The organism is Saccharopolyspora kobensis (assembly GCF_900108315.1).
GTDB lineage: Bacteria > Actinomycetota > Actinomycetes > Mycobacteriales > Pseudonocardiaceae > Saccharopolyspora > Saccharopolyspora kobensis.
Genome location: NZ_FNVB01000006.1, coordinates 340,277 through 364,472 on the forward strand (window position 1 = coordinate 340,277; position 24,196 = coordinate 364,472).

The 24,196-nt window shown below is 71.1% G+C and carries 23 protein-coding genes; 10 read left to right on the forward strand and 13 right to left on the reverse strand.

What is annotated here, in order from left to right; all coding sequences use genetic code 11:
* Positions 1 to 87: 87 nt before the first annotated feature.
* Together C4T78_RS22030 and C4T78_RS22035 are read left to right on the forward strand one after the other, a co-directional pair.
* Positions 88 to 1,590, forward strand: coding sequence for an SLC13 family permease (locus C4T78_RS22030; protein WP_093350959.1), 1,503 nt, complete (start codon positions 88 to 90; stop codon positions 1,588 to 1,590).
* Positions 1,591 to 1,614: 24 nt separating this feature from the next.
* The gene (locus C4T78_RS22035) at positions 1,615 to 2,763 is read left to right on the forward strand and encodes a glycerate kinase family protein (protein WP_235863452.1); all 1,149 of its coding nucleotides are present in this window, start codon (positions 1,615 to 1,617) and stop codon (positions 2,761 to 2,763) included.
* Between the two features lie 218 nt (positions 2,764 to 2,981).
* Here C4T78_RS22035 and C4T78_RS22040 read toward each other — a convergent pair whose 3' ends face one another.
* Positions 2,982 to 4,790, reverse strand: coding sequence for a gamma-glutamyltransferase family protein (locus tag C4T78_RS22040; protein ID WP_093350954.1), 1,809 nt, complete (start codon positions 4,788 to 4,790; stop codon positions 2,982 to 2,984).
* Between the two features lie 164 nt (positions 4,791 to 4,954).
* Positions 4,955 to 6,247 (reverse strand): UDP-glucose dehydrogenase family protein, encoded by a 1,293-nt coding sequence (locus C4T78_RS22045; protein WP_093150516.1) that lies wholly within the window; start codon positions 6,245 to 6,247, stop codon positions 4,955 to 4,957.
* A gap of 153 nt (positions 6,248 to 6,400) precedes the next feature.
* Between C4T78_RS22045 and C4T78_RS22050 the strand changes: the two genes are divergently transcribed.
* The 4 genes from C4T78_RS22050 to C4T78_RS22060 all read left to right on the forward strand — a co-directional run bounded on the left by C4T78_RS22050 (position 6,401) and on the right by C4T78_RS22060 (position 9,682).
* Positions 6,401 to 7,357, forward strand: coding sequence for an aldo/keto reductase (locus C4T78_RS22050; protein ID WP_093350952.1), 957 nt, complete (start codon positions 6,401 to 6,403; stop codon positions 7,355 to 7,357).
* Between the two features lie 178 nt (positions 7,358 to 7,535).
* Entirely contained in the window at positions 7,536 to 7,658 is a 123-nt protein-coding gene (locus C4T78_RS37085) for a hypothetical protein (RefSeq protein WP_256258354.1), read from the forward strand.
* A 104-nt stretch (positions 7,659 to 7,762) separates the two neighbouring features.
* Positions 7,763 to 8,521: an SDR family NAD(P)-dependent oxidoreductase gene (locus tag C4T78_RS22055; RefSeq protein ID WP_093350949.1), complete on the forward strand. Its 759-nt coding sequence runs from the start codon at positions 7,763 to 7,765 to the stop codon at positions 8,519 to 8,521.
* A 126-nt stretch (positions 8,522 to 8,647) separates the two neighbouring features.
* Positions 8,648 to 9,682, forward strand: coding sequence for an NAD(P)-dependent alcohol dehydrogenase (locus C4T78_RS22060; protein WP_093351208.1), 1,035 nt, complete (start codon positions 8,648 to 8,650; stop codon positions 9,680 to 9,682).
* A 93-nt stretch (positions 9,683 to 9,775) separates the two neighbouring features.
* Here C4T78_RS22060 and C4T78_RS22065 read toward each other — a convergent pair whose 3' ends face one another.
* Complete coding sequence (locus C4T78_RS22065) at positions 9,776 to 11,407, reverse strand: TM0106 family RecB-like putative nuclease (RefSeq protein WP_093350947.1); 1,632 nt, start codon at positions 11,405 to 11,407, stop codon at positions 9,776 to 9,778.
* 160 nt (positions 11,408 to 11,567) lie between these two features.
* Here C4T78_RS22065 and C4T78_RS22070 point away from each other — a divergent pair, with 160 nt between their 5' ends.
* Positions 11,568 to 12,119, forward strand: coding sequence for a DUF6474 family protein (locus C4T78_RS22070; RefSeq protein WP_219915376.1), 552 nt, complete (start codon positions 11,568 to 11,570; stop codon positions 12,117 to 12,119).
* 58 nt (positions 12,120 to 12,177) lie between these two features.
* Here the strand turns inward: C4T78_RS22070 and C4T78_RS22075 are convergent, their stop codons facing one another.
* From C4T78_RS22075 to C4T78_RS22110, 8 genes are all read right to left on the reverse strand, one after another.
* On the reverse strand, positions 12,178 to 13,335 hold the full coding sequence (locus C4T78_RS22075; RefSeq protein WP_093350944.1) for an NAD(P)/FAD-dependent oxidoreductase: 1,158 nt from the start codon (positions 13,333 to 13,335) through the stop codon (positions 12,178 to 12,180).
* 73 nt (positions 13,336 to 13,408) lie between these two features.
* A complete protein-coding gene (sigJ, locus tag C4T78_RS22080; protein ID WP_093350942.1) occupies positions 13,409 to 14,254 on the reverse strand; it encodes an RNA polymerase sigma factor SigJ in 846 nt (281 codons plus the stop codon).
* Positions 14,255 to 14,385: 131 nt separating this feature from the next.
* Positions 14,386 to 15,384: a glycine betaine ABC transporter substrate-binding protein gene (locus C4T78_RS22085; RefSeq protein WP_218161559.1), complete on the reverse strand. Its 999-nt coding sequence runs from the start codon at positions 15,382 to 15,384 to the stop codon at positions 14,386 to 14,388.
* Positions 15,381 to 16,148, reverse strand: a complete 768-nt coding sequence (locus tag C4T78_RS22090) for an ABC transporter permease (protein ID WP_093350939.1) — start codon at positions 16,146 to 16,148, stop codon at positions 15,381 to 15,383. Before C4T78_RS22090 ends, C4T78_RS22085 begins: the two co-directional genes overlap by 4 nt.
* A complete protein-coding gene (locus tag C4T78_RS22095) occupies positions 16,148 to 17,311 on the reverse strand; it encodes an ABC transporter ATP-binding protein (protein ID WP_177247543.1) in 1,164 nt (387 codons plus the stop codon). The genes C4T78_RS22090 and C4T78_RS22095 overlap by 1 nt, the downstream gene beginning before the upstream one ends.
* A gap of 7 nt (positions 17,312 to 17,318) precedes the next feature.
* Positions 17,319 to 17,966 carry an ABC transporter permease gene (locus C4T78_RS22100; protein WP_093350934.1) on the reverse strand — a complete coding sequence of 216 codons (648 nt, stop codon included), beginning with the start codon at positions 17,964 to 17,966 and terminating at the stop codon, positions 17,319 to 17,321.
* Between the two features lie 3 nt (positions 17,967 to 17,969).
* Entirely contained in the window at positions 17,970 to 19,604 is a 1,635-nt protein-coding gene (locus tag C4T78_RS22105) for a BCCT family transporter (protein ID WP_093351201.1), read from the reverse strand.
* A gap of 290 nt (positions 19,605 to 19,894) precedes the next feature.
* Complete coding sequence (locus C4T78_RS22110; protein ID WP_374703894.1) at positions 19,895 to 21,532, reverse strand: BCCT family transporter; 1,638 nt, start codon at positions 21,530 to 21,532, stop codon at positions 19,895 to 19,897.
* 295 nt (positions 21,533 to 21,827) lie between these two features.
* Between C4T78_RS22110 and C4T78_RS22115 the strand changes: the two genes are divergently transcribed.
* The 3 genes from C4T78_RS22115 (at position 21,828) to C4T78_RS22125 (ending at position 23,728) form a co-directional block, all read left to right on the forward strand.
* Positions 21,828 to 22,406 (forward strand): hypothetical protein, encoded by a 579-nt coding sequence (locus tag C4T78_RS22115; protein WP_143185794.1) that lies wholly within the window; start codon positions 21,828 to 21,830, stop codon positions 22,404 to 22,406.
* Positions 22,407 to 22,475: 69 nt separating this feature from the next.
* Positions 22,476 to 23,201, forward strand: a complete 726-nt coding sequence (locus C4T78_RS22120) for a YcnI family copper-binding membrane protein (protein WP_093350929.1) — start codon at positions 22,476 to 22,478, stop codon at positions 23,199 to 23,201.
* Positions 23,198 to 23,728, forward strand: a complete 531-nt coding sequence (locus C4T78_RS22125; protein WP_093350927.1) for a copper resistance CopC family protein — start codon at positions 23,198 to 23,200, stop codon at positions 23,726 to 23,728. The genes C4T78_RS22120 and C4T78_RS22125 overlap by 4 nt, the downstream gene beginning before the upstream one ends.
* A 61-nt stretch (positions 23,729 to 23,789) precedes the next feature.
* On the opposite strand, the gene C4T78_RS22130 is transcribed toward C4T78_RS22125, so the two are convergent.
* Both C4T78_RS22130 and C4T78_RS22135 read right to left on the reverse strand, forming a co-directional pair.
* Complete coding sequence (locus C4T78_RS22130; protein WP_093350924.1) at positions 23,790 to 23,981, reverse strand: DUF397 domain-containing protein; 192 nt, start codon at positions 23,979 to 23,981, stop codon at positions 23,790 to 23,792.
* Between the two features lie 14 nt (positions 23,982 to 23,995).
* The gene (locus tag C4T78_RS22135; RefSeq protein ID WP_093350922.1) at positions 23,996 to 24,193 is read right to left on the reverse strand and encodes a DUF397 domain-containing protein; all 198 of its coding nucleotides are present in this window, start codon (positions 24,191 to 24,193) and stop codon (positions 23,996 to 23,998) included.
* Positions 24,194 to 24,196 lie beyond the last annotated feature (3 nt).

The following is a 24,196-nucleotide window of genomic DNA, read 5'->3' on the forward strand; positions in this document are numbered from 1 at the left end:
TTGTCCACAGGGGTGTGGACAACCACATGAACGCCCCCTCATGAACCGTTCACGCACCTCTCAGCGGGGCCTCCGATCGTGGACACCATGAACGGCGATCACGACACCGAACGGGTGCGCACCGACTACGCCACCCCGGCGCGCACCGTCCGCAACGTGTCCGAGCCGCACCGCGAGCGCGGCTGGGCCGTCGCGATCACCGCGGCCGCGGTCCTGCTGTTCGCCGTGGCGGCCGTCTTCACCGCGCCGGACACGACCGGTCCCGGTGAGCTGAGCCAGTCCGGGCTGATCACCCTCCTGGTGTTCACCGCCGCGGTCATCGGATGGATGAGCAACCGGCTCGACGACACCTTCGTCGCGCTCGCCGCGGCCGCCGCGCTCGTCGTGCTGGGCGCGCTGGACGCCGAGGAGCTGTTCGAGACGCTCGGCGACGACCAGATCTGGCTCCTGGTGGCGGCGTTCGTGCTGGCCGCCGGGGTCAACCGGACCGGGCTGCCCGCCCGGCTCGCCGTCGCGCTCGTCGGCCGCGCCCGGTCGGCCCGCTGCCTGTTCCACCTGGTGACCCTCGGCCTGCTGGTCACCGCGCTGCTGATCCCGAGCACCAGCGGCCGCGCCGCGCTGGTGCTGCCCATCTACAGCGCGCTGGCCGGGGTGTTCGCCGCCCGGCCCCGCCTGGTGCGGGCGCTGGCCCTGCTGTTCCCGACCGTGGTGCTGCTGTCGGCGATCGCGACGCTGGTCGGCGCGGGCGCGCACCTGATCACCAGCCAGATCCTGGACGCCACGATCGACGAGGGCATCAGCTTCGCGCAGTGGCTGCTGTGGGGCCTGCCGTTCGCGGCGATCAGCTCGCACCTGGCCGCCGAACTGGTGCTGCTGCTCTTCACCAAGCACGCCGACCGCCGCGAGCAGCTGCGCGTGGACGCCGCTGAACTGCGCGCGCGGCTGAACGTCCCCGAGCAGATGCAGCGCGCCGAGATCCGGGCGGTCACGATGCTCGTTGCGGTGGTGGTGCTCTGGAGCACCGAATCGCTGCACGACCTCTCCCCCGCGCTGGTCGCGCTGGGCGGGGCGCTGCTGATCACCTCGCCGCGCTTCGGCACCGTGCGGATCGGCAAGGCCATCGCCGACATCCCCTGGTCGCTGCTGCTGTTCATGGCCGCCACGGCCGCGCTCGGCACCGCGCTGACCTCCTCCGGCGCCGCCGGGTGGCTCGCATCGAAGGTGCTCAGCGGGAACGACGTCATGACCCTGCTGATCACGGTCGTCCTGCTCAGCACCGCCGCGCACCTGGTCGTGCAGTCGCGCTCCGCGCGGTCCTCGGTGCTGATCCCGCTGGTCGTGCCCGCGGCGCTCGCCGTCGGCGCCAACCCGGTCGCGCTGGCCTTCGCCTCGACCGCCGCCGCCGGTTTCTGCCACACCCTGCCGTCCTCGGCCAAGCCGGTCGCCATGTTCGCCCGGCTCGAGAACATCCCCACCTACCAGCCGCGCGACCTGCTCAAGCTCGCCGCGCTGCTCGGGCCCGCGCTCGCCGCGCTCGTCGTCCTGTTCGCCCTGTTCGGCTGGCCGCTGCTCGGCCTGCCGCTGCTCTGAATGTCCACAGTGGAGGAGATTGTCATGCTGCGCTTCGCCGTCGCCCCGAGCGGTTTCAAGGAATGCCTGGCCGCCGACGGAGTCGCCGCCGCGATCCGGACCGGGATCCGCCGGGTGGTGCCGGGCGCGATCGTCGACACCATCCCGCTGATCGACGGCGGCGAGGGCTCGGCGCGCCTGCTCGCCCGCTCCACCGGGGGCGAGCTGGTGCCGACCACCGTCACCGGCCCGGTCGGCGAGCCGGTGCAGGCGCACTACGCGCTGCTCGACGAGCACACCGCGTTCGTCGAGATGGCCGCCGCCGCGGGGCTTTCACTGGTACCGCCGGGCCAGCGCGATCCCGGTGCGACGACCAGCCGCGGCGTCGGCGAGCTGATCTCCGCCGCGCTCGACGCCGACGTGGAGAAGATCATCGTGGGTTGCGGCGATTCCGGCATCTGCGACGGCGGTGCGGGCGCGCTGCGAGCGCTGGGCGTGCGGGTGCTCGACGTCGACGGCGCGGAGATCGGCGAGGGCGGTGCGGAACTGCTGCGCGCCCGGCACCTCGACGTCAGCGGCCTGGACCCGCGCACGTCCAAAGTGGACATCGTTGTCGCGGTGAACCCGGAGAACGTGCTGTGCGGGCCCAACGGCGTCGCCCGCCGCTACGGGCCGCAGAAGGGCGCCTCGCCGGAACAGGTCGAGCAGCTGGCCGCGGCCATGCAGATCTGGGCGGACCTGCTGCGCAAGCACAGCGGCGTCCGCTACGCCGAGCTCTCCGGCAGCGGCGCTTCCGGCGGCCTGGGCGCGGGGCTGGCCGGGGTGCTCGGCGCGAAGCTGGAGTCGCGGTTCGACGTGTTCCTCGAAAGCGCCGACCTGGACCGGTGGTTGGAGAAGGCGGACCTGGTCATCACCGCCGAGGGCGCCATCGACGCGTCCACCGCGCTGGGCAAGATCCCGACCGAGGTGGCCCGGCGGGCCAAGCGGCACAGCAGGCCGGTGATCGCCCTGTGCGGCACCATCGGTCCCGGCGCGGACATCAGCTACGACCACGGAATCGACGCGATCACCGGAATCCTGACCGGCCCGGTGCCGCTGGAGGACGCGATCAACAGCGCCCCGGAGCTGATCGCCGACGCCACGGCCCGAACCCTCCGCATGCTCCTCCTAGGCCGAACCCTCCGCGCAGCCTGACCTCCGCGCAGCCTGCCCCTCCACAGAGGACTCCCGGCGTGTCGAGTCCCGACACGCCGGGAGGTGTGCAATTTCAATTGAAATTGGACGTCTAATTTCAATTGAAATTGCACAAATCCCGACGCGCCGTCGGTGTGTCGGGTGACCGACACTCCGACGGATGCGCAACTTCCATTGAAATCGCACGTCCGATTTCCATTGAAATTGCGTGGAACGGCTCAGCGACCGGCCGCGTAGCCCTGGGCGCCGCGGGCGTTGGCCGCGGCGCGGAGGATGCCCGTTTCCGGGTCCCGGGAGACCGCCGAGAGGCGGCCGAGGGCCCAGGGCCCCGCGTCGAGGACGTCGTGACCCCGGCGCTGGAGCTCCGCCAGGGTCTCCGCGCCGAGGCGGGATTCCGCGACCACCCGGCCCGGTTCCCAGGCGCGCGGGTAGAAGGAGCCCGGGAAGGCACCGGTGTGCCAGGCCGGGGAGTCGATCGCCTCCTGCAGGTTCAGGCCGCCGTGGACGTGCGCCAGCCAGAAGCACAGCTGCCACTGGTCCTGCTGGTCGCCGCCCGGCGTGCCGAAGGCCAGCGTCGGCACTCCACCGCGCAGCGCCAGCGACGGGCTCAGCGTGATGCGCGGCCGCTTGCCCGGCGCCAGCGAGTTCGGCAGGCCCTCGTCGAGCCAGAACATCTGCGCCCGGCTGCCCAGGCAGAAGCCGAGTTCCGGGATGGTGGGCGAGGACTGCAGCCAACCGCCGGACGGGGTCGCCGAGACCATGTTCCCCCAGCGGTCCACCACGTCGATGTGCACCGTGTCGCCGCGGGCCTCACCGGTGGGCGACACCGTCGGCTCGCCGATGCCGACGCCGCTGGGGTCCTTCGCCCCGTCGACGCCGCGGTTCTCCGCGATGTGCGCGGAGAGCGCCGGCTGCCGACCGCCCGGCGCGCCGGGGCGCAGGTCCATCGACGCCCGGTCGCCGATCAGCTCGCGGCGCTCGGCGGCGTACTCGCGGGACACCAGGTCGGTGAGCACGCCGGCATCGGCGGAGTCGCCGTACCACGCCTCGCGGTCGGCGAAGGCGAGCTTCGCCGCCTCGACGGACAGGTGCACGGTGTCGGCGTCGGCGATCCCGTCGACGTAGCCGATCCGGTCGGCGAAGCCCTCCAGCAGGCGCAGCTGCTGCGCGAGCGCCGGGCCCTGCGACCAGATGCCGAACTTCGCCAGCGTCCAGCCGCCGGGCAGGTCGATCGTCAGCGGCGTCTCGTAGCCGGCCTCGAACTCGGCCATGTCCTGCGCGGTGATCACGCCCGCGTGGTCACGGCCGGAGTTGTCCCGGTGCGGGATCCGCGCGAACTTGTCCACCGCCTCCGCGACGAAGCCCTGCGACCAGGCGCGGCGGGCGGCGTCGATCTGCGCCTCGCGGCCCGGCCCGGCCGCTTCGGCCTCGGTCAGCAGCCGCTCCCAGGTGTCGGCCAGCGCCGGGTTCCGGAGGACGCTGCCCGGCGCGAGGGCCGCGCCGTCGGTCAGCCACAGGTTCGCGGAGGTCTGCCAGTGCTCCCGGAACATCTCCCGGACGGTGTCGATCGTGGTGCTGATCCGCTCCACGATCGGGTAGCCGCCGCGCGCGTAGCCGATCGCGTACTTCAGCACCTCGCGCAGCGATTTGGTGCCGTGGTCGCGCAGCAGCAGGAGCCAGCCGTCCCACGCGCCGGGCACGGTCGTGGCCAGCAGACCGGTGCCGGGCACCAGGTCGAGGCCGAGTTCGTCGCGGTAGTGCGCCACGGTCGCCCCGGCGGGCGCCGGGCCCTGGGCGGCGAGAGCGCGCGGCCGCGGGTCGTCCGCGGTGGCGAACAGCGCGGGCAGCTCCCCGCCCGGTCCGTTGAGGTGCGGCTCCACGACCTGCAGCACGAGTCCGGCTGCGACCGCGGCGTCGAACGCGTTGCCGTCGTCCTCCAGCACGGCCATGCCCGCGGCGGAGGCGAGCCAGTGCGTGGAGGCGACCATCCCGTGCGTACCGGCGAGTTCCGGGCGAGTAGTGAACACGTCAACTACCTTAAGGTCCCATCACCCGGTTGATCGATAGCCGAAGCAACAATCTCCGGCAACGGCTCCGTCTCCGCTGGTGAAGGCCCGTGAGTACTTCGGGGTGCTATGGCCCCTCAAACCGCTCACGGCCCCTGACCAGGGAAAACGGAGCCGGGCGCAGGTCAGCCAACCGGGGTCCGGCCGACTCCTCGCCAGCTCAGGCCCGCTCGGCGGAGGGCGTCCGGGTCCAGGTGGTTGCGGGTGTCCACGACCACCGGGGCTTCGAGCTCCTGGGCCACGCGGGCCCAGTCCAGGGTGCGGAACTCCTGCCACTCGGTCAGCAGCACCAGCGCCGCGGCGCCCTTCGCCGCCTGGTACGGGTCGTCGACCAGGGTCAGCGGCAGCCCCGGCTCGTCGCCGCGCAGGCCCGGGTCGAAGGCGACCAGCTCAGCACCTCGCGCCGCCAGCAGCCGGGCCACCTCCAGCGCGGGCGAATCGCGCAGGTCGTCGGTGCCCGCCTTGAACGTCAGGCCCAGCAGGCCGAGCCGGACGCCGTCCAGCGAACCGCCGCAGGCGTCGACGACCTTGGCCACCATCCGCTCCCGCTGCCGCGCGTTGGCCGAGATGGTCGCCTGCAGCAGCGGGAAGTCGAACTCCACGGCCTCCGCGACCTGCAGCAGCGCCGCGGTGTCCTTCGGCAGGCAGGAGCCGCCCCAGCCCGGGCCGGGTTGCAGGAACGCCTGCCCGATGCGCCGGTCGTAGCCCATCCCCTCGGTCACGTCGGTGATGTCGGCGCCCAGCCGCTCGCACAGCTCGGCGATCGCGTTCACGTAGGACAGCTTGGTCGCCAGGAAGCAGTTCGCCGCGTACTTCACCATCTCCGCGCTGGCCGCGTCGGTGAGCACCGTCGGCGCGCCCAACCGCGCGTACAGCGCCGCCACCCGCTCGGCCGCGTCCTGGCTGTCCGAGCCGACCACGATCCGGTCCGGGTTCAGGAAGTCGTGCACCGCGGAACCCTCGCGCAGGAACTCCGGATTGCTCACCACCGCGACGTCGGGACGTCCGACCAGCTCGCGCAGCCGCGCCGAGGTTCCCACCGGCACCGTCGACTTCGTCACCAGCACGCACCCGGCGGGCAGCACCTCGCGCACCTCGCGCGCCACCGACTCGACCACCGCCAGATCGGCGCCACCGCCGGAGCCCATGGGCGTCGGCACGCACAGGAACACCACCTCGGCATCGGCCACCGCGCCCGCCGAGCCCAGCACGAACTCCAGCCGACCGGCCGCGATGCCCTCCTGCACCAGCTCGGCCAGCCCCGGCTCGTGGATCCGGACCTCACCGCGGGACAGCTGCGCGACCTTCTCCGCGTTGACGTCGCTGCACACCACGCGGTGCCCCAGCGAGGCCAAGCACGCACCGGTGGTGAGTCCCACGTACCCGGTACCGACAACGACGATCCGACGGGCGAACACAGTCCCCACACCCCTTCACGCGCACGACCGGGCGGTCGCAACCCCCTTCGGCATCGTGGCACATCGCCCGACGAGTGGAACCGACTTGGGCAAACGTTCACGCGCCGTACGTCCAGAGTGACGTGCAGGTGACCAGCCGTTTATGGTCACCGCGTGGAACAGCGACGCCTGGGCGAATCCGGTCTGGTGGTCAGCGCGGTCGGTCTCGGTTGCAACAACCTGGGCCGACCGGGCACGGCGACCGAGTCCCTGGCCGGCGCGCGTGCGGTGGTCGACACCGCGCTCGACGCCGGCATCAGCTTCTTCGACGTGGCCGACGTGTACGGCTCGCCGCGCGGGCGCAGCGAGGAGCTGCTCGGGCAGGCGCTCTCCGGCCGCCGCGAGCACGCGATCATCGCGACCAAGTTCGGCATGGACATGCAGGGCGGCAACGGCCCGGACTTCGCCGCGCGCGGCTCGCGCCGCTACGTGCGCCGAGCGGTGGAGTCCTCGCTGCGGCGGCTGGGCACCGACTGGATCGACCTGTACCAGCTGCACCGGCCGGACCGGCTGACGCCGCTGGAGGAGACCCTCTCGGTGCTCGACGACCTGGTCCGCGAGGGCAAGATCCGCTACGTCGGGCACTGCAACCTGGCGGGCTGGCAGCTCGCCGACGCGTCCTGGCTGGCGTCCTCGGCCGCGCTGACCGGGCCGGTGTCCACGCAGAACCACTACTCGCTGCTGGCGCGCGAGGCCGAGCGCGAGGTGATCCCGGCCTGCAAGCGGTTCGGGGTCGGGCTGATCCCGTACTTCCCGCTGGCCAACGGGCTGCTGACCGGCAAGTACCGGAAGGACCAGGAGCCGCCGGCCGGCAGCAGGCTGGCCAACCGCAACCAGATGCTGATGGACGCGCCGTGGGAGCGCATCGAGCAGCTGCGGACCTTCGCCGAGCAGCGCGGCATCCCGATGACGTCGGTCGCGGTGGGCTGGCTGGCCGCGCAGCCGGTGGTGGGCTCGGTGATCAGCGGTGCGACGACGCCGGAGCAGGTCCAGGCCAACGCGGTGGCGGGCCAGTGGCGCCCCACCCAGGAGGACCTCGACGTCCTCAACGCCATCTGCCCACCGCTGTGATGCGATTTCAATGGAATTCAGACGTCTGATTTCCATTGAAATCGCGCGTTCGTCGCCAGATCAGGGGCGCGCGGAGTGATTCCGATCACGTTGGGTGATGGGGTTTTCGCTCGGACGGACCGGAGTTCTGCCCTGGTGGCCGACGCGGCGGCCGCGGTGAGCGGACCACGCTCTTCGCATGGAGCTCATCGGGTTCGCCGCACTGTTCATCGGCCTCGCGCTGCTGGCCGCGCTGCCCCTGGTGGCGCTGCTCAAGTTCGCCGAGGCGATCTCCGGGAAGGAGGTGCGCCGCCATCGGTGACCGCCGCTTCGCCCCGTGCCCGTTCCGCGTCAGATGCTGGGCAAGGAAGTTCCCAGGTGTTAGACATGCCCGGGTACCAGCACCGGACGCAAAGGAACGAGCAGATGCAGATCACCGACACCGCGGCGATCGTCACCGGCGGGGCTTCCGGCCTTGGCGCGGCCACCGCCAGAGCACTCGCCGGGCGCGGCGCTCAGGTGTTCGCGGTGGACCTGCCGGACGCCGTGGGCAAGGCGCCGGTGGTCGACGGCGTCACCTACACGGCCGCTGACGTCACCGACGCCGAGCAGGTGCAGACCGCGGTGGAGCAGGCCGCGGGCGCCGGGAATCCGCTGCGGATCGTGGTGAACTGCGCGGGCATCGGGCCGTCGGCGCGGATCGTGGGCCGCCAGGGCCCGCACGACCTGGAGCTGTTCCGCAAGGTCATCGAGGTGAACCTGCTCGGCACCTTCAACGTGCTCCGGCTGGCCGCGGCGGCGATCCGCGAGACCGAGGCCGACCAGCAGGGCCAGCGCGGCGTGGTGATCAACACCGCTTCGGTGGCGGCCTTCGACGGGCAGATCGGCCAGGCCGCCTACGCCGCGTCCAAGGGCGGGGTGGCGAGCCTGACGCTGCCCGCGGCGCGCGACCTGTCCTCGGCCGGGATCCGCGTCATGACCATCGCGCCCGGCATCGTGGACACCCCGATGCTGGCCACCGTGAGCGAGGAGTACCGCCAGGGCCTGGCCGACGGCGTGCCGTTCCCGAAGCGCCTCGGAACCCCGGACGACTACGCGAAGCTCGCGCTGAACATCGTCGAGCACGACTACCTCAACGGCGAGGTCATCCGCATGGACGGTGCCCTCCGCATGGCGCCCCGCTGACCCAGCCCCGTGAGTGTTTTGTGGTGCTATGACGCCACAAAACACTCACGAGCGGTGGCGACGCGAGATTCGGCGGAGGATGGGCTCCGGTCTGAAACGCGGAAGGAGCTCGCGATGGGTCAGGTCATGAAGGCCGTTCAGTACCAGCGGGTCGGGGAGAGTCCCGTGGTCGTGGAGGTGCCCAGGCCCGAGCCCGGCCCCGGCCAGGTGCTGCTCCAGGTCACCGCGGCGGGCATGTGCCACTCCGACATCGGGGTGATGAGCCGGCCCGCGGAGGTGCTTCCGTTCGAGCTGCCGCTCACGCTCGGGCACGAAGGCGTCGGCACCGTCGCGGCGCTCGGCGCCGGCGTGCGCGGGGTGTCCGAGGGCGAGTCCGTCGCGGTGTACGGGCCGTGGGGTTGCGGGGTGTGCCGGAACTGCGCGCAGGGCAAGGAGAACTACTGCACCCGCGCCGGTGAGCTGGGCATCCGGCCGCCGGGGCTGGGCGCGCCCGGTGCGATGGCCGAGTACCTGCTGGTCGACGACGTCCGGCACCTGGTTCCGCTGGACGGGCTGGATCCGGTGCAGGCCGCACCGCTGACCGATGCCGGGCTCACCCCGTACCACGCGATCAAGCGCTCGCTGCCGAAGCTGGTCGGCGGCAGCACTGCGGTCGTCATCGGTGCGGGCGGGCTCGGGCACCTGGCGGTGCAGATCCTGCGCGCCACCACCGGTGCCCGGGTGATCGCGCTCGACGTGGCCGACGCGAGGCTGGAGCTGGCCCGGAAGGTGGGCGCGCACGACGTGGCCCGCTCCGACGAGTCGGCGCCGGAGCGCATCCGGGAGCTCACCGACGGGTTGGGCGCGGACGTGGTGCTGGACTTCGTCGGCATCGCGCCCACGGTGAAGCTCGCCGCGCAGTCGGTGGCGATCGAGGGCGACATCACCATCGTCGGGATCGCCGGAGCACCGCTGCCGGTCGGTTTCGGCCTGCTGCCGCACGAGGTCTCGGTGGCCTCGCCGTACTGGGGCAGCCGCGCGGAGCTGATCGAGGTGCTGGACCTGGCCCGCTCCGGCGCGCTGCGCGCGCACGTGGAGACCTTCGGCCTGGAGGAGACGCCCGAGGTCTACGAGCGCTTCCACGCCGGCGAGATCACCGGCCGCGCGGTCATCGTCCCGTAGGCGCCGTCCGGTCGTTTTCGCGAGAAGTCGACGTTCACCCGGGTGACGGTCGGTTTCTCGCGAAATCGACCACCCGTCCTCCCGGCGCGGCGGTCAGAGGTCTTCGGCGAAGGGGATTTCGCGGACCTCGTCGGAGGTCATCCAGCGGCGGATCGTCCAGGTGGCCTGGACGTCGTCCTCGTTGTAGCGGAGGATCCGGTCGCGCTGGGACAGGTCCGGGGTGCCGCCGCCCAGGCCCACCGCGTCGCGGTACCAGCGCATCGAGTTCTCGCCGCTGGCCTCGGCGTCCCGCCAGCCGAACCCGGCGCTGGGCGCGATCACCTTCAGGCCCTTGCCGTTGGGGCACAGGAACTGCTCGCGCACCGAGGCGAACAGGTCGACCCACTCCGCGGAGCGGATGAACTCGCGCACCTCGGCCACCGACGGCACGCCGGGCTTGCCCGCGAACCGCTGCGCGGAGGCCAGCATCCAGCGGTTCTCCGCCAGCTCGTTGTAGCAGTAGGCGCGGAAGGTCAGGCCGCGCTCGTAGGCCAGCCGGCGCACCGAGCAGAACCAGATCCAGAACTCGGCGAAGGACCGGCCCTCGTCGTCGGACGGCAGCGGTTCCCAGCTGACGAACGCCCGGTAGCCCTGCTCCTCGCCGATGTCGGCGCCGGAGAGCCAGCAGCCCCACAGGTAGGCGCCGGAATCGCCGTAGCTCTCCATGTCCACGTCGACCTCGACGTCGGCTCGCGGCACCGACAGGTCGCGGACCCGCCGCACCAGCGGCAGGTCCTGCAGCCACGCCTTGGCGAGCAGGATCGCGTCGGTGTTGCGGACGCCGGTCAGCGGCAGCTCTTCGGCCCGCTCCAGCGGCATCTCGGCCAGCGCGTCCACTGTGGACACCCCGAGGTCGCGCAGCGCGGTGGCGTCCTCGCCGCGCACGACCAGGCTGACATCGCGCCGGTCGCGCAGCTGCTGCTCGCACACCGGCCACCACGGGCAGCCCTTGCACTCGTTGATCCGGGAGGGTTCGGCGAGCGGTTCGGCGCCTTCGGCGGCCGCGCTGGCCACCGCCAACCGGTCGGCGAACCGCGCCTCGTACTCGGCCAGCGCGGTTCGCCCGCCCGGCCAGTTCGGCGCCGCCAGGTCGTGCCAGACGACCACGTCGGCTTCCACGCCGATCACGCCGCCCTGGTCGGCGGCCGCGCTCATCCCGCAGGCCTGCAGCAGCCGGACCGCGTGCGCCAGCCGGAGCTGGTCGCGGGGCTGCGCCCGCACCTTGCGGAGCCGGTCGGTCGAGGCCTCCTCGGGCAGCGGGCGCTCCACCGGCGACACCCGCGCGCCGCGCCCCGGATCGGTGATCTTGTGCCGCACCACCAGCACCGGCACGTACCCGTCGCCGCTGCGCACCAGCAGGTCGACCGTGCCGCGACGTCCGCTGTCGGAGTCCGACGGCAGCTGGGCGGCGGAGATGTAGCGGGTTCCCGCGCGCATCGCGGCCAGCGTGAGCTCGGCGCGGTCGGCCGGTGCGCCGAGCGGGATCTCGGTCCAGTCCGGACCGTGCAGCCGGCTGAGCAGCTTCGCGACGGCGCGCCGGTGCTCGGCTGCGTCGGCGATCCGCTGCTCGATGCCCAGGTCCAGCGGAGCCTTCGGCTGGTCCTGCATCGACGGGTCGTTCTCCAGGTGCACGCGTCGACGGCAACGCGTCACCACGCTTGCGTCGAGCAGCACCTTCTCCTTCACGGGTGAAGCGTATGCCGTCGGCATGACAGGTGCGCCCATCACCCCGGCTACACGACCGAGCGGCGTCGTACGTTCCGCGCACGACTCGTCGCCTTCTGCTGTCGTGCGCGGCTCGCTGCGGACTTAGGCTTTGCAGCGCGAACAGGGAGGTGACGGCCCGGTGAGGAAGCGCACGACCGCGAAGCGGATCCCGACCGAGTCCCGCAGGACGGCCAAGGCGGCGAAGAAGGCCGACAAGAGGGCCGCCAAGGCGATCAAGAAGGGCGAGCACGGGCGCATCACGCCGGGCAACGCCAAGAAGGTGATCGGTGTGGCCAAGGTCGTCGGCCCGGTGCTGCTCCCGTTCGCCGTCCGCGTGGTGTCGGCGCTCCGCAGCAGCTACGACCGGACGCGAGCCCGGCGCCTCGGGGTCCCGGTCGACGACATCGGCACCTACACGGGCCACGGCGCGGCGCTGCACGCGCGCATCGCGGGCGACTCCGAGGCGTTGCGCGCACTGCGCGAGCAGGCCGAGGACGCCGAGGCGAGGCTGGTGGCGGACCAGTACGCGGAGCGGACGGGCGCGCGGCTGATGCAGCTGACGACGGCGGTGCGGGCCGCGGAGCGGATGCCGACGCAGCGCCGCCGGTCGGCGCACCGCGCCGTGGACGCGGAACTGGGCCGGATCGAGGACGACCTGCTGACCCGCTTCGGCGTCCCGACCAGGCGCTGACCGCTCCGGTGCTCCCGGAGGGCGCGGCGGACCGCGCGCTCCGGGAGCACGTCGAGGCTCACGCCCCGGAGGAGGCTGCCTCGTCGTCGCGGGGGAAGAAGGGCCGTTCGGCGCTGATGCGGTCGGCAGCGGCCAGGATCTTCGCGGCGTCGTCGACCGGCGGGTGGATGCCCTGGTTGATCCGCCGCTTGATCTCCTTGCCCGCCGCGCCCGAGGCCACCACCTCGCGGTTCCAGCCCCGGGTGAAGATCCCACCGGCGCCGCCGAGGTCCAGGCAGGTGACGTACGGACCGGGGGCGAACTCGCGCGGCGCCTTGCCGAGCAGGTCGGCCGCCGCGTTGTACCCGGCGACCTTGCCCATCGGAGTGGCGTACTGGCACGCCTGCACGACGGTGCGCTCCGCATCGGACGCCGCCGCGGCGGCGGTGTCCCCGGCGGCGAACACCTCCGGCAGGGCGCGCAGGTGCCGGTCCACCGGAATCCGCCCCAGCGGGTCGAGCCGGTCGGTGATCTGGCCGGTCAGGCGGCTGGCGCGCATTCCCGCCGTCCACACCACCGCGTCCGCCACCACCTTCGTGCCGTCGGACAGGGCGGCGTAGTCGTCGCCGACCTCCGCCAGGGTGGTGCCGAGGCGGCGTTCGACGCCCAGTTCGTCCAGCGCCGATTCGATCTGCGGGCGCGGGCCCGGGCCGAGTTCGGGTCCGACTTCGCCGGCGCGGTCCACCAGCACCACCCGGCCGCGGGCGGCCAGTTCGGTGGCGATCTCCAGGCCGGTGAAGCCGGCGCCGACCACCACCGCGGAGAAGTCCTCGCGGGCGCGCAGGTGCGCGGCCAGCCGCTGGGCGCCGCCCAAGGTGTCGATGTCGAAGAGCCGCTGCGCGCCGGGCAGGTTCCCGGGGCGGACGAGCTCGCTGCCCGCCGCCAGCACCAGCCGGTCGTAGCCGATGGTGCGGCCGTCGGCCACGACCGCGCGCCGCTCGGTGTCGATCGCGCTGACCGAGGCCCGCAGGTGCTCGACACCGATCGGGTCGAGGATCCTGCTCAGCTCCACCTTGGCCAGATCGGGCTCCGGCTCGTACAGCCGTGGCCGCAGCACCAGGTGCTCGTTCGGCGCGATGAGGGTGATGCGCAGGTCCGCTTCCCCGCGCGCCAGCGCCGCTCCCGCCGCGCTCCACACCCCGGCGAAGCCACCGCCGATGATCACGAGTTGCGCCATCGTGTCGTCCTCTCCTGAATCCGCTGCGCCCCCGGGGCACCAGGGGCTTCGGCAGGGAGACCGGACAGCGGGTTCAGATGTGACCGAGCTTCTCGGGATTGACCAGTCGCCGGAACTCCGCGATCCGCCCGTCGGCGATCTCCACCGTGTCGAGCCAGACCAGGGCTCCGGCGCAGTAGGTGGCCAGCGCCGGGCGGCCGTTGACCTCGACGACGCGGAAGGCGTCGGGCCGCCGGATCTGGATCTGCCGGGCCACCAGCAGCGCGATCGTCTCGGCGCCGACGACCGGTCGGCGCGCGGCGGTCGCCCGGCCGCCGCCGTCGGCGACGTAGACCGCCTCCGGGTGCAGGAGCCGGACGAGTTCAGCCAGGTCACCGCGGTCGGCGGCGGCTTTGAAGGCCTTGAGCACGCGCTCGGTCTCGGCCTTGGACGCCTGCGGCCGCCCGTCGGCCGCGGCCACCTTCGCCCGGGCGCGGGAGGCGAGCTTGCGGCCGGCGGCGGGAGTCGCGCCGAGCACCTCGGCGATCCGGTCGAACGGGAAGGCGAAGACGTCGTGCAGGACCAGCGCGACGCGCTCGGAAGGGCTGAGCCGTTCCATGACCACCAGCATCGCGGTGCTCACCGACTCGTCCACCAGAACCTGCTCGGCGGCGTCCGGGCCGGTCAGCAGCGGTTCGGGAAGCCACGGGCCGACGTAGGACTCGCGCCGGACGCGCGCGGACTGCAGCACGTTGTACGACGCCCGGGCGGCCACGGTCACCAGCCAGGACCGGAGATCCCGCACATCGGACAGATCCGCGGCGGAGGCTCGCAGCCAGACCTCCTGCGTCACGTCCTCGGCCTCGGCGACGGTGCCGAGGATCCGGTAGGCCGCCCCGAACACGGCGGGGCGGTGGGCGTCCCAGTCGGCCTGCTCCATCTCGGCCTCCTCACGCCGCGCACCGGAAAGATAACGCGGCGCGAACCACCTGCCGGGCGCAGAGCGCCCCGCGCACGACGACGGGCACCTGCCGATCGCAGGTGCCCGTCGCGCTCGTCGAATCCCGCCGGTCAGCGACCGGGGATCTTGACGAAGCCCTTCTCCGCCATCCAGTCGCGGGCCACGTCGGCCGGGTCGCGGCCGTCGACGTCGACCTGGGCGTTCAGCCGGACCAGCTCCTCGTTGGTCAGCACCGCCGACACCGGTTCGAAGATCGCGGTGATCTGCGGGTAGCGCTCGAGCAGCTCGTCGCGGGTGGTGACGCCGATGTTGTAGCGCGGGAAGAACAACTTGTCGTCGTCCAGCACCTTCAGGTCCAGCGCCTTGATCCGCCCGTCGGTGGTGAACACCTCGCCGAAGGTGCAGGTGCCGTTCGCGGTCGCCTGGTAGATGCTGCCCTCGGTCAGCGTCTTCACCTTCGACTTGTCCGCGGTGAAGCCGTACTCCTGCTGCACACCGGGGAATCCGTCGTTGCGGTTGGCGAACTCGGTGTCCACGCAGAAGGTGGCCTCGTCCGGGCGCTCGGCGACGACCCGCGGAATGTCCGACAGCTTCTCCACGCCCAGCCGCCGCGCCGCGTCCTGGTTGACCGCGAACGCGTAGGTGTTGTCCACGTTGTAGTCGATCGCGGTCCAGGCGACGCCGTTGCGCTCCAGGTCCTGCTTCGCGACCGCCTCGTACTGGGCGCGGGCGTCGGGGATCGGGTCGTTGTTGCCGTTGTAGCTGATCCAGGACGTGCCGGTGTAGTCCCACAGGATGTCGATCTGCCCGCTCTGCAGCGCGTTGCGGGCCGTGGAGGAACCCACGATGTTGCTCAGGTCCCGCACCTCGGCGCCACCGGCGGACAGCGCGAACTGCGCGATGTAGCCGAGCACGACCTGCTCGGTGAAGTTCTTCGACCCCACCGTGATCGTGACGCCCTCCAGCTCCGGGACGGGCTGGATCGAGCCGGGCTCCACCGCCAGCGGCACCGAGCTTCCGGAGCTCAGCCCGCAGCCGGACAGCAGCACCCCGGTCATCGCCAGCGAGGCCAGTTTCAGCGCGCCGCGGCGCGACGTTCGCAGCTTCATCGCAACCCCTTCGGCGACAGGTAGGTCTCGGCCAGCGCGCCCAGCCAGTCGACCAGCAGCGCCAGCGCCATGGCCAGCACCGAGCCGACGATCATGACCGTCCAGTCGTTGAGCTTGTAGCCGGTGTCGATCATCTCGCCGAGGCCGCCCGCGCCGACGAACAGCGCCAGCGTCGCGGTGCCCACGGCCAGCACCAGGGCGGTCCGCAGCCCGGCCAGGATGAACGGCACCGCCAGCGGCAGCTCGATGCGCAGCAGCACGGCGGCACCGGACATGCCGATGCCGCGACCGGCGTCGATCAGCGACCGGTCCACCTGCTGCAGGCCGACGATGGTGTTGCGCAGCACCGGCAGCAGCGCGTAGAAGGCGATCGGCAGCACCGCGATCCAGAACCCGGTGGAACCACCGGTGAACAGGAAGAACAGCACCAGCAGACCGACCGCGGGCGCGGCCTGGCCGATGTTGGCGACACCGATCACCAGCGGCGCGGCCCGGCGCGCCCACGGGCGGCTGAGCAGCACGCCCAGCGGCACCGCCACCGCGATCACGATCAGCGCCACCGCGAAGCTCATCAGGAAGTGCGCCCAGGTCAGGCCGAGGATGTACGGCGCGTTGATGCTGCGCGCGGTCACCTCGTCGTTGTCCTGGCCGAACGCCCAGACCAGCACCGCGGTGACCAGCACCAGCACCGCGATCGGCTGCGCCAGCAGGCGCAACCGCTCCGCGGTGCGGGATCCGGAGTCCGAAGCGAACTGGCTGCTCATCACTCGTCCTCGGCCGGATCGTCGGCGTGCTCCTCGCGCAGCGCCTTGATGGTGTTCATCACCGTGTCGATGTCGACCACGCCGACGTACTCGCCGCGCGAACCGGTGACCACCGCGACGCCGTCGTCGTCGGTGAGGATCGCCTCCAGCGCGTCCTGCAGCGTGGAGGCGGGCGAGACGCTGTCCTCGACCGGCCGGCCCGCTCGGTCCAGCGAGGACACCGCGCCGGCTTCGCGGGCCGATGCCCAGCGCAGCGGGCGGTTGCGCTTGTCCAGCACCAGGCCGATCGCGCCGCGGCGGGTGCCCAGCTTCTCCTTGAGCACCGACGGCGCCTCGTCCACCTTCGCGGTCGGCACCTGGCCGACCTCGATCTCGCGGACCCGCCGCAGGGTGAGCTGCTTGAGCGCGGCACCGGCGCCGACGAATCCGGCGACGGTGTCGTCGGCCGGGTTGGCCAGGATCGCGTCCGGCGTGTCGTACTGCAGGATCTTGGAGCGCTCGCCGAGCACCGCGATCCGGTCGCCGAGCTTGACCGCCTCGTCGAAGTCGTGCGTGACGAACACGATCGTCTTGCCCAGCTCGGCCTGCAGGCGCATCAACTCGTCCTGCAGCACACCGCGGGTGATCGGGTCCACCGCGCCGAAGGGCTCGTCCATCAGCAGCACCGGCGGGTTGGCCGCCAGCGCGCGGGCCACCCCGACGCGCTGCTGCTGACCGCCGGAGAGCTGCCGCGGGAAGCGGTCGCGGTACTCCGCCGGGTCCAGGTTGACCAGGTCGAGCATCTCGTCGATCCGCTCGCTGATCCGCTTCTTGTCCCAGCCGACCAGGCCGGGCACCATGCCGACGTTCTCGCCGACGGTCATGTGCGGGAACAGGCCGGCCTGCTGGATCGAGTAGCCGATCTCGCGGCGCAGCTTGTCCGGGTCGAGGCCCAGCACGTCCTGCCCGCCGATGGTGATCTTGCCGGAGGTCGGTTCGATCAACCGGTTGATCATCCGCATGGTGGTGGTCTTGCCGCTGCCGGACGGGCCGACCAGCACCACCGTCTCGCCGGCGGGGATGGTCATGGTCACCGACTCGACGGCGGGCAGCTTCTGACCGGGGTAGCGCTTGGAGACCTCCTCCAGGCAGATCTCCACGCCGTGCCCGGTGGTCGGGTTCATGTTGTCGTCAGCCACGAATACCTCTCGAAGTCGTCAACCGCCCGATCAGCACGAAGAGGGCGTCCAGCAGCAGCGCCAGGATGATCACGCCGACGGTGCCCGCGACGGCCATGTTCAGCGCGTTCGCACCGCCGAGCTGGCCGAGCCCGCTGAAGATCAGGTTGCCCAGCCCGGGGCCCTTGGCGTAGGCGGCGATGGCCGCGATGCCCATCAGCATCTGGGTGCTCACCCGCATGCCCGCGAGGATCGCGGGCCAGGCCAGTCGCAGTTCGATGCGGGTCAGCACGCTGAACCGCCCCATGCCGATGCCGCGCGCCGCGTCCAGGATCGGCTGGTCCACGGTGGACAGACCGACGATGGTGTTGCGCACGATCGGCAGCAGCGCGTACAGCACGAGCGTCAGCACCGACGGCGCCACGCCCAGCCCCAGCACGGGGATGAGCAGGCCGAAGAGCGCGAACGACGGGATCGTCAGGACGGCGCTGGAGAGCGCGGTGGCGATCGCCGCCCCGGCGGGGCTGCGGTAGACCGCAACCCCGACCAGGACGCCGACGATCGTCGCCAGCGCGATGCACTGCAGCACCATGCTGGCGTGCTGGTAGGAGTCCACCAGCAGCGATTGCCACCTGGATGCGACGTAGTCCAGGAAGTTCACTCGTTACTCTTTCCCGCCCGCCGAGGCCGACGCGGGCTCCTCGTCGGTCTCCACCGGAGTGGTGACCAGCTGGAACTCGCCGTCATGTTCCTCGGTGCCGGTGATCACGGCCTGTTCGAGCACCTCGGCACCCTTGACCTCGCGCAGCATCATCGGATCGCTGCGCAGGTCCTTGACCAGCGCAGCGCACATCAGCAGCACGACGACCACGAACGGCGAAGCCGCGATGATCGTGGTGTTGTTCAGCCCGCTGAGGGCGTCCTCACCGCCGGTCAGCAGCATCACGATGGCGACGCCGCCGATGACCAGGCCCCAGAACACGACGACGAACTTGTTCGGCTTGGCGCTGCCGCGCTGCGACATCGAACCGAGCACGACCGACGCGGAGTCGGCGCTGGTGACGAAGAAGTTGATGATCAGCAGCATCGCCAGCACGCTGGCCACCGCGCTCAGCGGCAGGTTCCGGAACACCTGGAACAGCTGGTCCTCGGCGCCGCCCGCGTCGGTCAGGTTGGCGCCGCTGCGCTCCTGGTGGAGCGCGGTGCCGCCCATGATGGCGAACCAGATCAGGCTGATCACGCTGGGCACCAGCAGCACGCCGCCGATGAACTGGCGGATGGTGCGACCGCGGCTGATCCGCGCGATGAACATGCCGACGAACGGCGCCCAGGAGATCCACCAGGCCCAGTAGAAGATCGTCCAGCTGGACAGCCAGCTCTGCATCTCCTCGCCGCCGATGGCACCGGTGCGGGAGATCATCTCGCCGAAGTCGGCGAGGTAGGAGCCCACCGACAGCGGGATGACGTCGAGGATGAACACCGTCGGGCCGACGAAGAAGAGGAACACGGCCAGCAGCAGCGCCAGGATCATGTTGCTGTTGGACAGCAGCTGGATGCCCTTGGACACGCCCGAGACCGCCGAGATCACGAACGCGGCGATGAGCACCGTGATGATCACGACCAGCAGCGTGTTGCCGACCGAGGCGACCCAGCCGACCTCGGTGAGACCGGCCGCGATCTGAGTCGCCCCGATGCCCAGCGACGCGGCGGTGCCGAACACGGTCGCGAACACCGCGAGCGCGTCGATGATCCGGCCGGGCACGCTCTCCGACGCGCCCTTGCCGAAGAACGGCACGAACGCCGAGCTGAACAGCTGCTTGCGGCCGCGCCGGTAGCTGGCGTAGGCGATGGCCAGGCCGACCACCGAGTAGATCGCCCACGGGTGCAGGGTCCAGTGGAACAGCGAGGTCGCCATCGCGGTCCCGACCGCGGCGTCCGTGCCCGCCTCGGCGCTGCCGGGCGGCGGGCTGGTGAAGTGGGTGAGCGGTTCGGAAACGCCGTAGAACATCAGACCGATGCCCATCCCGGCGGCGAACATCATCGCGATCCACGAGGTGGTCCGGAACTCGGGCTTCTCGTCGTCCTCACCCAGCGGGATGCGCCCGTACCGGCTGAACGCCAGCCACAGGGCGAAGACCACGAACGCGGTGCCGGCGAGCACGAACACCCACCCGCCGTCGCGCACCAGCACCTCGAGGGCGCCGCCGGCGAAGGCCTGCAGCGACTCGGAGCCGAGCACGCCCCAGGCGATGAACGCGACCGCCGCGACCGCGGAGATGCCGAACACCACCCAGTCCATCCGGCCGGGCTGGTCGACGAGCTTGGTGCCCGCCTCCTCCTTCTCGACCGGCTTGTCCGATCGTTCCTCTACTACTGTCGACACAGATCCAGGCGCCGGGCGAACGGCGCCCCCTCCTTTCGGGAGTCGGCCGCGCGCGGGTGGTTCCCGGGTGTCCGGAAACCGATCGCGCACGGCCCGTGCACTTGCTCACCCCGGGGCGAACGGGACAAATGCCGCAGGGGTGAAAACAGCTGCGCGCCCGGCCGCCGCAGCAGCCGGGCGCGCAACGCTTCGGCCGGAATGACTCGCTACTTCTTCTCCCCGGCCGGGGACTCAGCGGTCTCCGCGTCCTCGTCAACAGGCGTGGTGACCAGCTGGAACTCGCCTTCGTGCTCCTCGGTACCAGCGATCACGGCCTGCTCCAGCACCTCCGCACCCTTGGCGTCGCGCAGGGTCATCGGGTCGCTGCGCAGGTCCTTGAGCAGGGCCACGCACATCAGCACCATGACGATCGCGAACGGCAGCGCACCGATGAAGGTCAGGTTCTGGATGCCGTCCAGCGCCTTCTCGGCGTCACCGCCCGCGGAGCCGATGACCAGCATGATCGCGGCGACCGCACCGGTGGCGGCGCCCCAGAAGATGACCACCCAGCGGCTCGGTTCGATGGAACCGCGCTGCGACAGCGTGCCCATCACCACGGAGGCGGCGTCGGCACCGGAGACGAAGAAGATCGCCACCAGGATCATCACCAGCACCGAGGTGATCAGCGTCAGCGGCAGGTGGTCGAGGACCGCGAAGGTCTGCGCCTCGGCGCTGCCGTCGCCGTACACGCCGTTGCCCGCCTTCTGGCTGTCGATCGCGGCACCGCCGAAGATCGCGAACCAGACCAGGCTGACCACGCTGGGCACCAGCAGCACGCCGCCGACGAACTGGCGGATGGTGCGACCGCGGCTGATGCGGGCGATGAACATGCCGACGAACGGCGTCCAGGAGATCCACCATGCCCAGTAGAAGACGGTCCAGCTGGACAGCCAGCTCTGCATCTCCTCGCCGCCGGTGGCGCCGGCCCGCGAGGCCATCTCGCCGAACTCGCTCATGTAGGAGCCGAGCGCGGTGGGCAGCAGGTCCAGGATGAACACCGTCGGGCCGACCACGAACACGAACAGCGCCAGCAGCGCGGCCAGCACCATGTTGATGTTCGACAGCCACTGGATGCCCTTGGCCACGCCGGACACCGCCGAGGCGATGAAGCACACCGTCAGCACGACGATGATCAGCACGAGGATCGTGGACGAGGCGCCCTCGATCCATCCCGCGGCCTTCATGCCCGCGCTGATCTGCAGGGTTCCGATGCCCAGCGAGGCGGCGGAGCCGAACAAGGTGGCGAACAGCGCAAGGATGTCGATCAGCTTGCCGATCGGGCCCTCGGCGTTGCGCTTGCCGATCAGCGGGCGGAACACGCCGCTGATCAGCTGGCTGCGGCCGCGGCGGAAGCTGCTGTAGGCGATCGCCAGACCCGCCACCGCGTAGATCGCCCACGGGTGCAGCGTCCAGTGGAACAGCGAAGTCGCCATCGAGGTCTCGATGGCCGCCTCGCTCTCCCCCGGGACGGTGCCCGGCGGCGGCGAGACGTAGTGCCCGAGCGGCTCGCTAACGCCGAAGAACATCAGACCGATGCCCATACCGGCGCTGAACATCATCGCGATCCAGGACACCGTCCTGAATTCCGGCTTCTCGCCGTCCTGGCCGAGCGGGATCCGGCCGTACTTGCTGAAAGCCAGAAAAAGGGCAAAGATGACGAAACCGGTCGCTGCGAGCACGAAGCCCCAGCCCGTGTTCGTGATCAACCACGTCAGCGCGGCCGACGAGGCGACGCTGAGCGAGTCGGTGCCCACCGCACCCCAGACCACCACCGCGAACATGATCGCCGCGGCGACGCCGAACACGATCCAGTCGGTTCGCGGTTTGCCCAGGAATTCGGTGTTCGCAGACAGTTCAGTCGTATGGCTCCCCTTGGCGGAGTCACCACTTCGTTCTGTTGTCGACACAGGTTCCGGCGTCGATTTGCGGCGACGCCCCCTCCTCTCCGTCGTCAGTCACGACGATCCGATTCAGCACCTCCGCATTGGGCGCAGCTGCACTCGGAACGCCTGCAACCCGTTAAACCGTGACCCAATCGGGTGAACAAGGCAAGCTCGCCCGCGGTCAGCGTGGCCGAACCGACACCTAGACTTGGCTCTCGTGGCAGCCGGTCTCACACCTACGCAGGGCGCACTGCGCGTCCTGCGCGGCGCTGCCCTGGCCACCACATCGGCGTCACTGTCCGTAGCCGCTCACGCGGCGGCGGGCGGGTCATTACCCGATCTGGGATCGACCGTTGTGATCACCGTCCTCCTGGCCGGCGCCGGTGTGGCACTCGCTGATCGCAAGCGCGGGTCGTGGGGCATTCTAGGGGCACTTGGCGTCAGCCAGCTGTCACTTCACGTATTTCTCCAGCTCGTGGCGTCCCACCAGGACGGACCGGGCGCCATCGGCATGCCGTTCTCACCCCTGGCCATGACCCTCGGTCACCTGGGGGCGGTCCTGGTGACCGGGCTGCTGATGGCGCGGGCGGAGCGTGCACTCTTCGTAGTCGCACGCCTGCTCCGTTCGATTCTGCCGCGCCGCCCACGGCCGCTACCCACAGTCACCGAGACGCCCACGGTGTGCGTCCCGGCGATCACGGTGCGTCCCCTGGCGCACCTGCTCTACCAACGCATCCACGCCCGTCGCGGGCCCCCGGAATCTCCTGCGCATGATCAGGTGGAATTCGCCGCCTGATCGTTGTCGATCTGTCATTTTCCCGATCAACGGCTCGTTGATCGATATTCCAGGAGATTCCAAGTAAACATGTCGACAAAACGATTCGCGGTCCGATCCGCGGCGCTGACGGCTGCCTGCGGGATCACCGCGCTGCTGGCTGCTGCCCCCGCATTCGCCCACGTCAGCGCGCAGCCGGGCGAGGCGGCCAAGGGCGGCCACGCCAAGATCGCCTTCCGGGTGCCGAACGAGCGGCCGAACGCCTCGACCGTGCAGGTCAAGGTCACCTTCCCCGAGGACCAGCCGCTGAGCTCGGTGCGCACCAAGCCGATGCCGGGCTGGACCGCGCAGGTCGAGCGGGTCCAGATCGCTCCGGTCCAGGTGGCCGGGTCCGAGGTCAGGGAAGCGGTGCGCAGCATCACGTGGACCGCGCAGCCGGGCAACCGGATCGGGCCGAACGAGTTCAACGAGTTCGAGGCCACGCTCGGCGCGCTGCCGGACAACGTGGATTCCTTCGCCATGCCCACCACCCAGACCTACGACAACGGCGAGGTCGTGAACTGGGACCAGCCGACGCCGCCGAACGGCGAGGAGCCGGAGCACCCGGCACCGACGCTCAAGCTGGTCGAGGACGCCGAGGGCGGCCACTCGCACGGCGGCGAGGAGGAGCAGGCGGCGGCAGCCGGAGCCGGTGACGACACGGCCCGCTGGCTCGGCGGCGCCGGACTGCTCGTCGGCGCGCTGGGCGTCGGCATCGGGGCCGGTGCGCTGGCCCGCAGCCGCAGCGCCGCACCGACCGGGAAGGACGAGTCGTGAAGCGATTGATGGCGGTGGCAGCGCTGGCTCTGGCCGCGCTGCTCGGCGGCGCGGGCACCGCGCTCGCGCACAACGTGCTGGTCAGCAGCGATCCGGCGGACGGCGCGAAGCTGTCGACCGGGCCGGGCGAGATCCGGTTGACCTTCGACCAGCCGGTCCGCGCCGGTGAGGGCTACAACACGGTGAACGTGGTCGGCCCCGACGGGACGTACTGGACCGACGGCGAGGTCCGCGTCGAGGGCAACTCGGTGACCGCACCGGTCCGCGAGCTCGGCCCGGCGGGCACCTACACGGTCGGCTACCGGATCCTGTCCAACGACGGCCACCCGGTGCCGGGCAAGGTCACCTTCGAGCTGACCCAGGCGGGCAACGGCACACCGGCCGAGCCGCCGCAGAACGCGGACCAGCCAACCGAGCAGTCGGGCGAGTCCGGCGGCATGCCGATCTGGCCCTGGATCGTCGGAGTGGTGGTCCTGGTCGGCCTCGGCCTGGTCCTGGCACTCCGCCTCGGCAAGCCCAAGGCCTGATCGCAGAGCAGTTGACGCGTGGAGGGGCACCTTTCGGCCGAAAGGTGCCCCTCCACCTCGTTCAGCCGTCGAACCTGCCGGCCTTGATCGCGGCGACGAACGCCGACCACTGGGGCGTCGTCGTCGTGAAGTGACCGGCAGCGCGGTTCTTGGTGTCGCGGACCGCGGCTCCGCCATCGACGCGACCGACCTCGACGCAGCTCGTCTCCTGGTTGCTCCAGCTCGACTTCCGCCAGCCTGGCTGTTCGGTCACGGGTCGCTCCTCGCTCAGTCGGCTAACTTTCCGGACTTGATCGCAGCGACGAAATCCGCGAACGCGCTGGCCGTCACGTTCAAGGTTGGCGACGAGCCGCCGAGCTTCGAGTCACGCACGAGAGCGCGCCCCGGCACGTTGGACGCGACTTCCACGCAGGCGTTCGCCTGTCCCGAACGGCTCGACTTCTTCCACGCTGGTTCTGGGCGCACCGC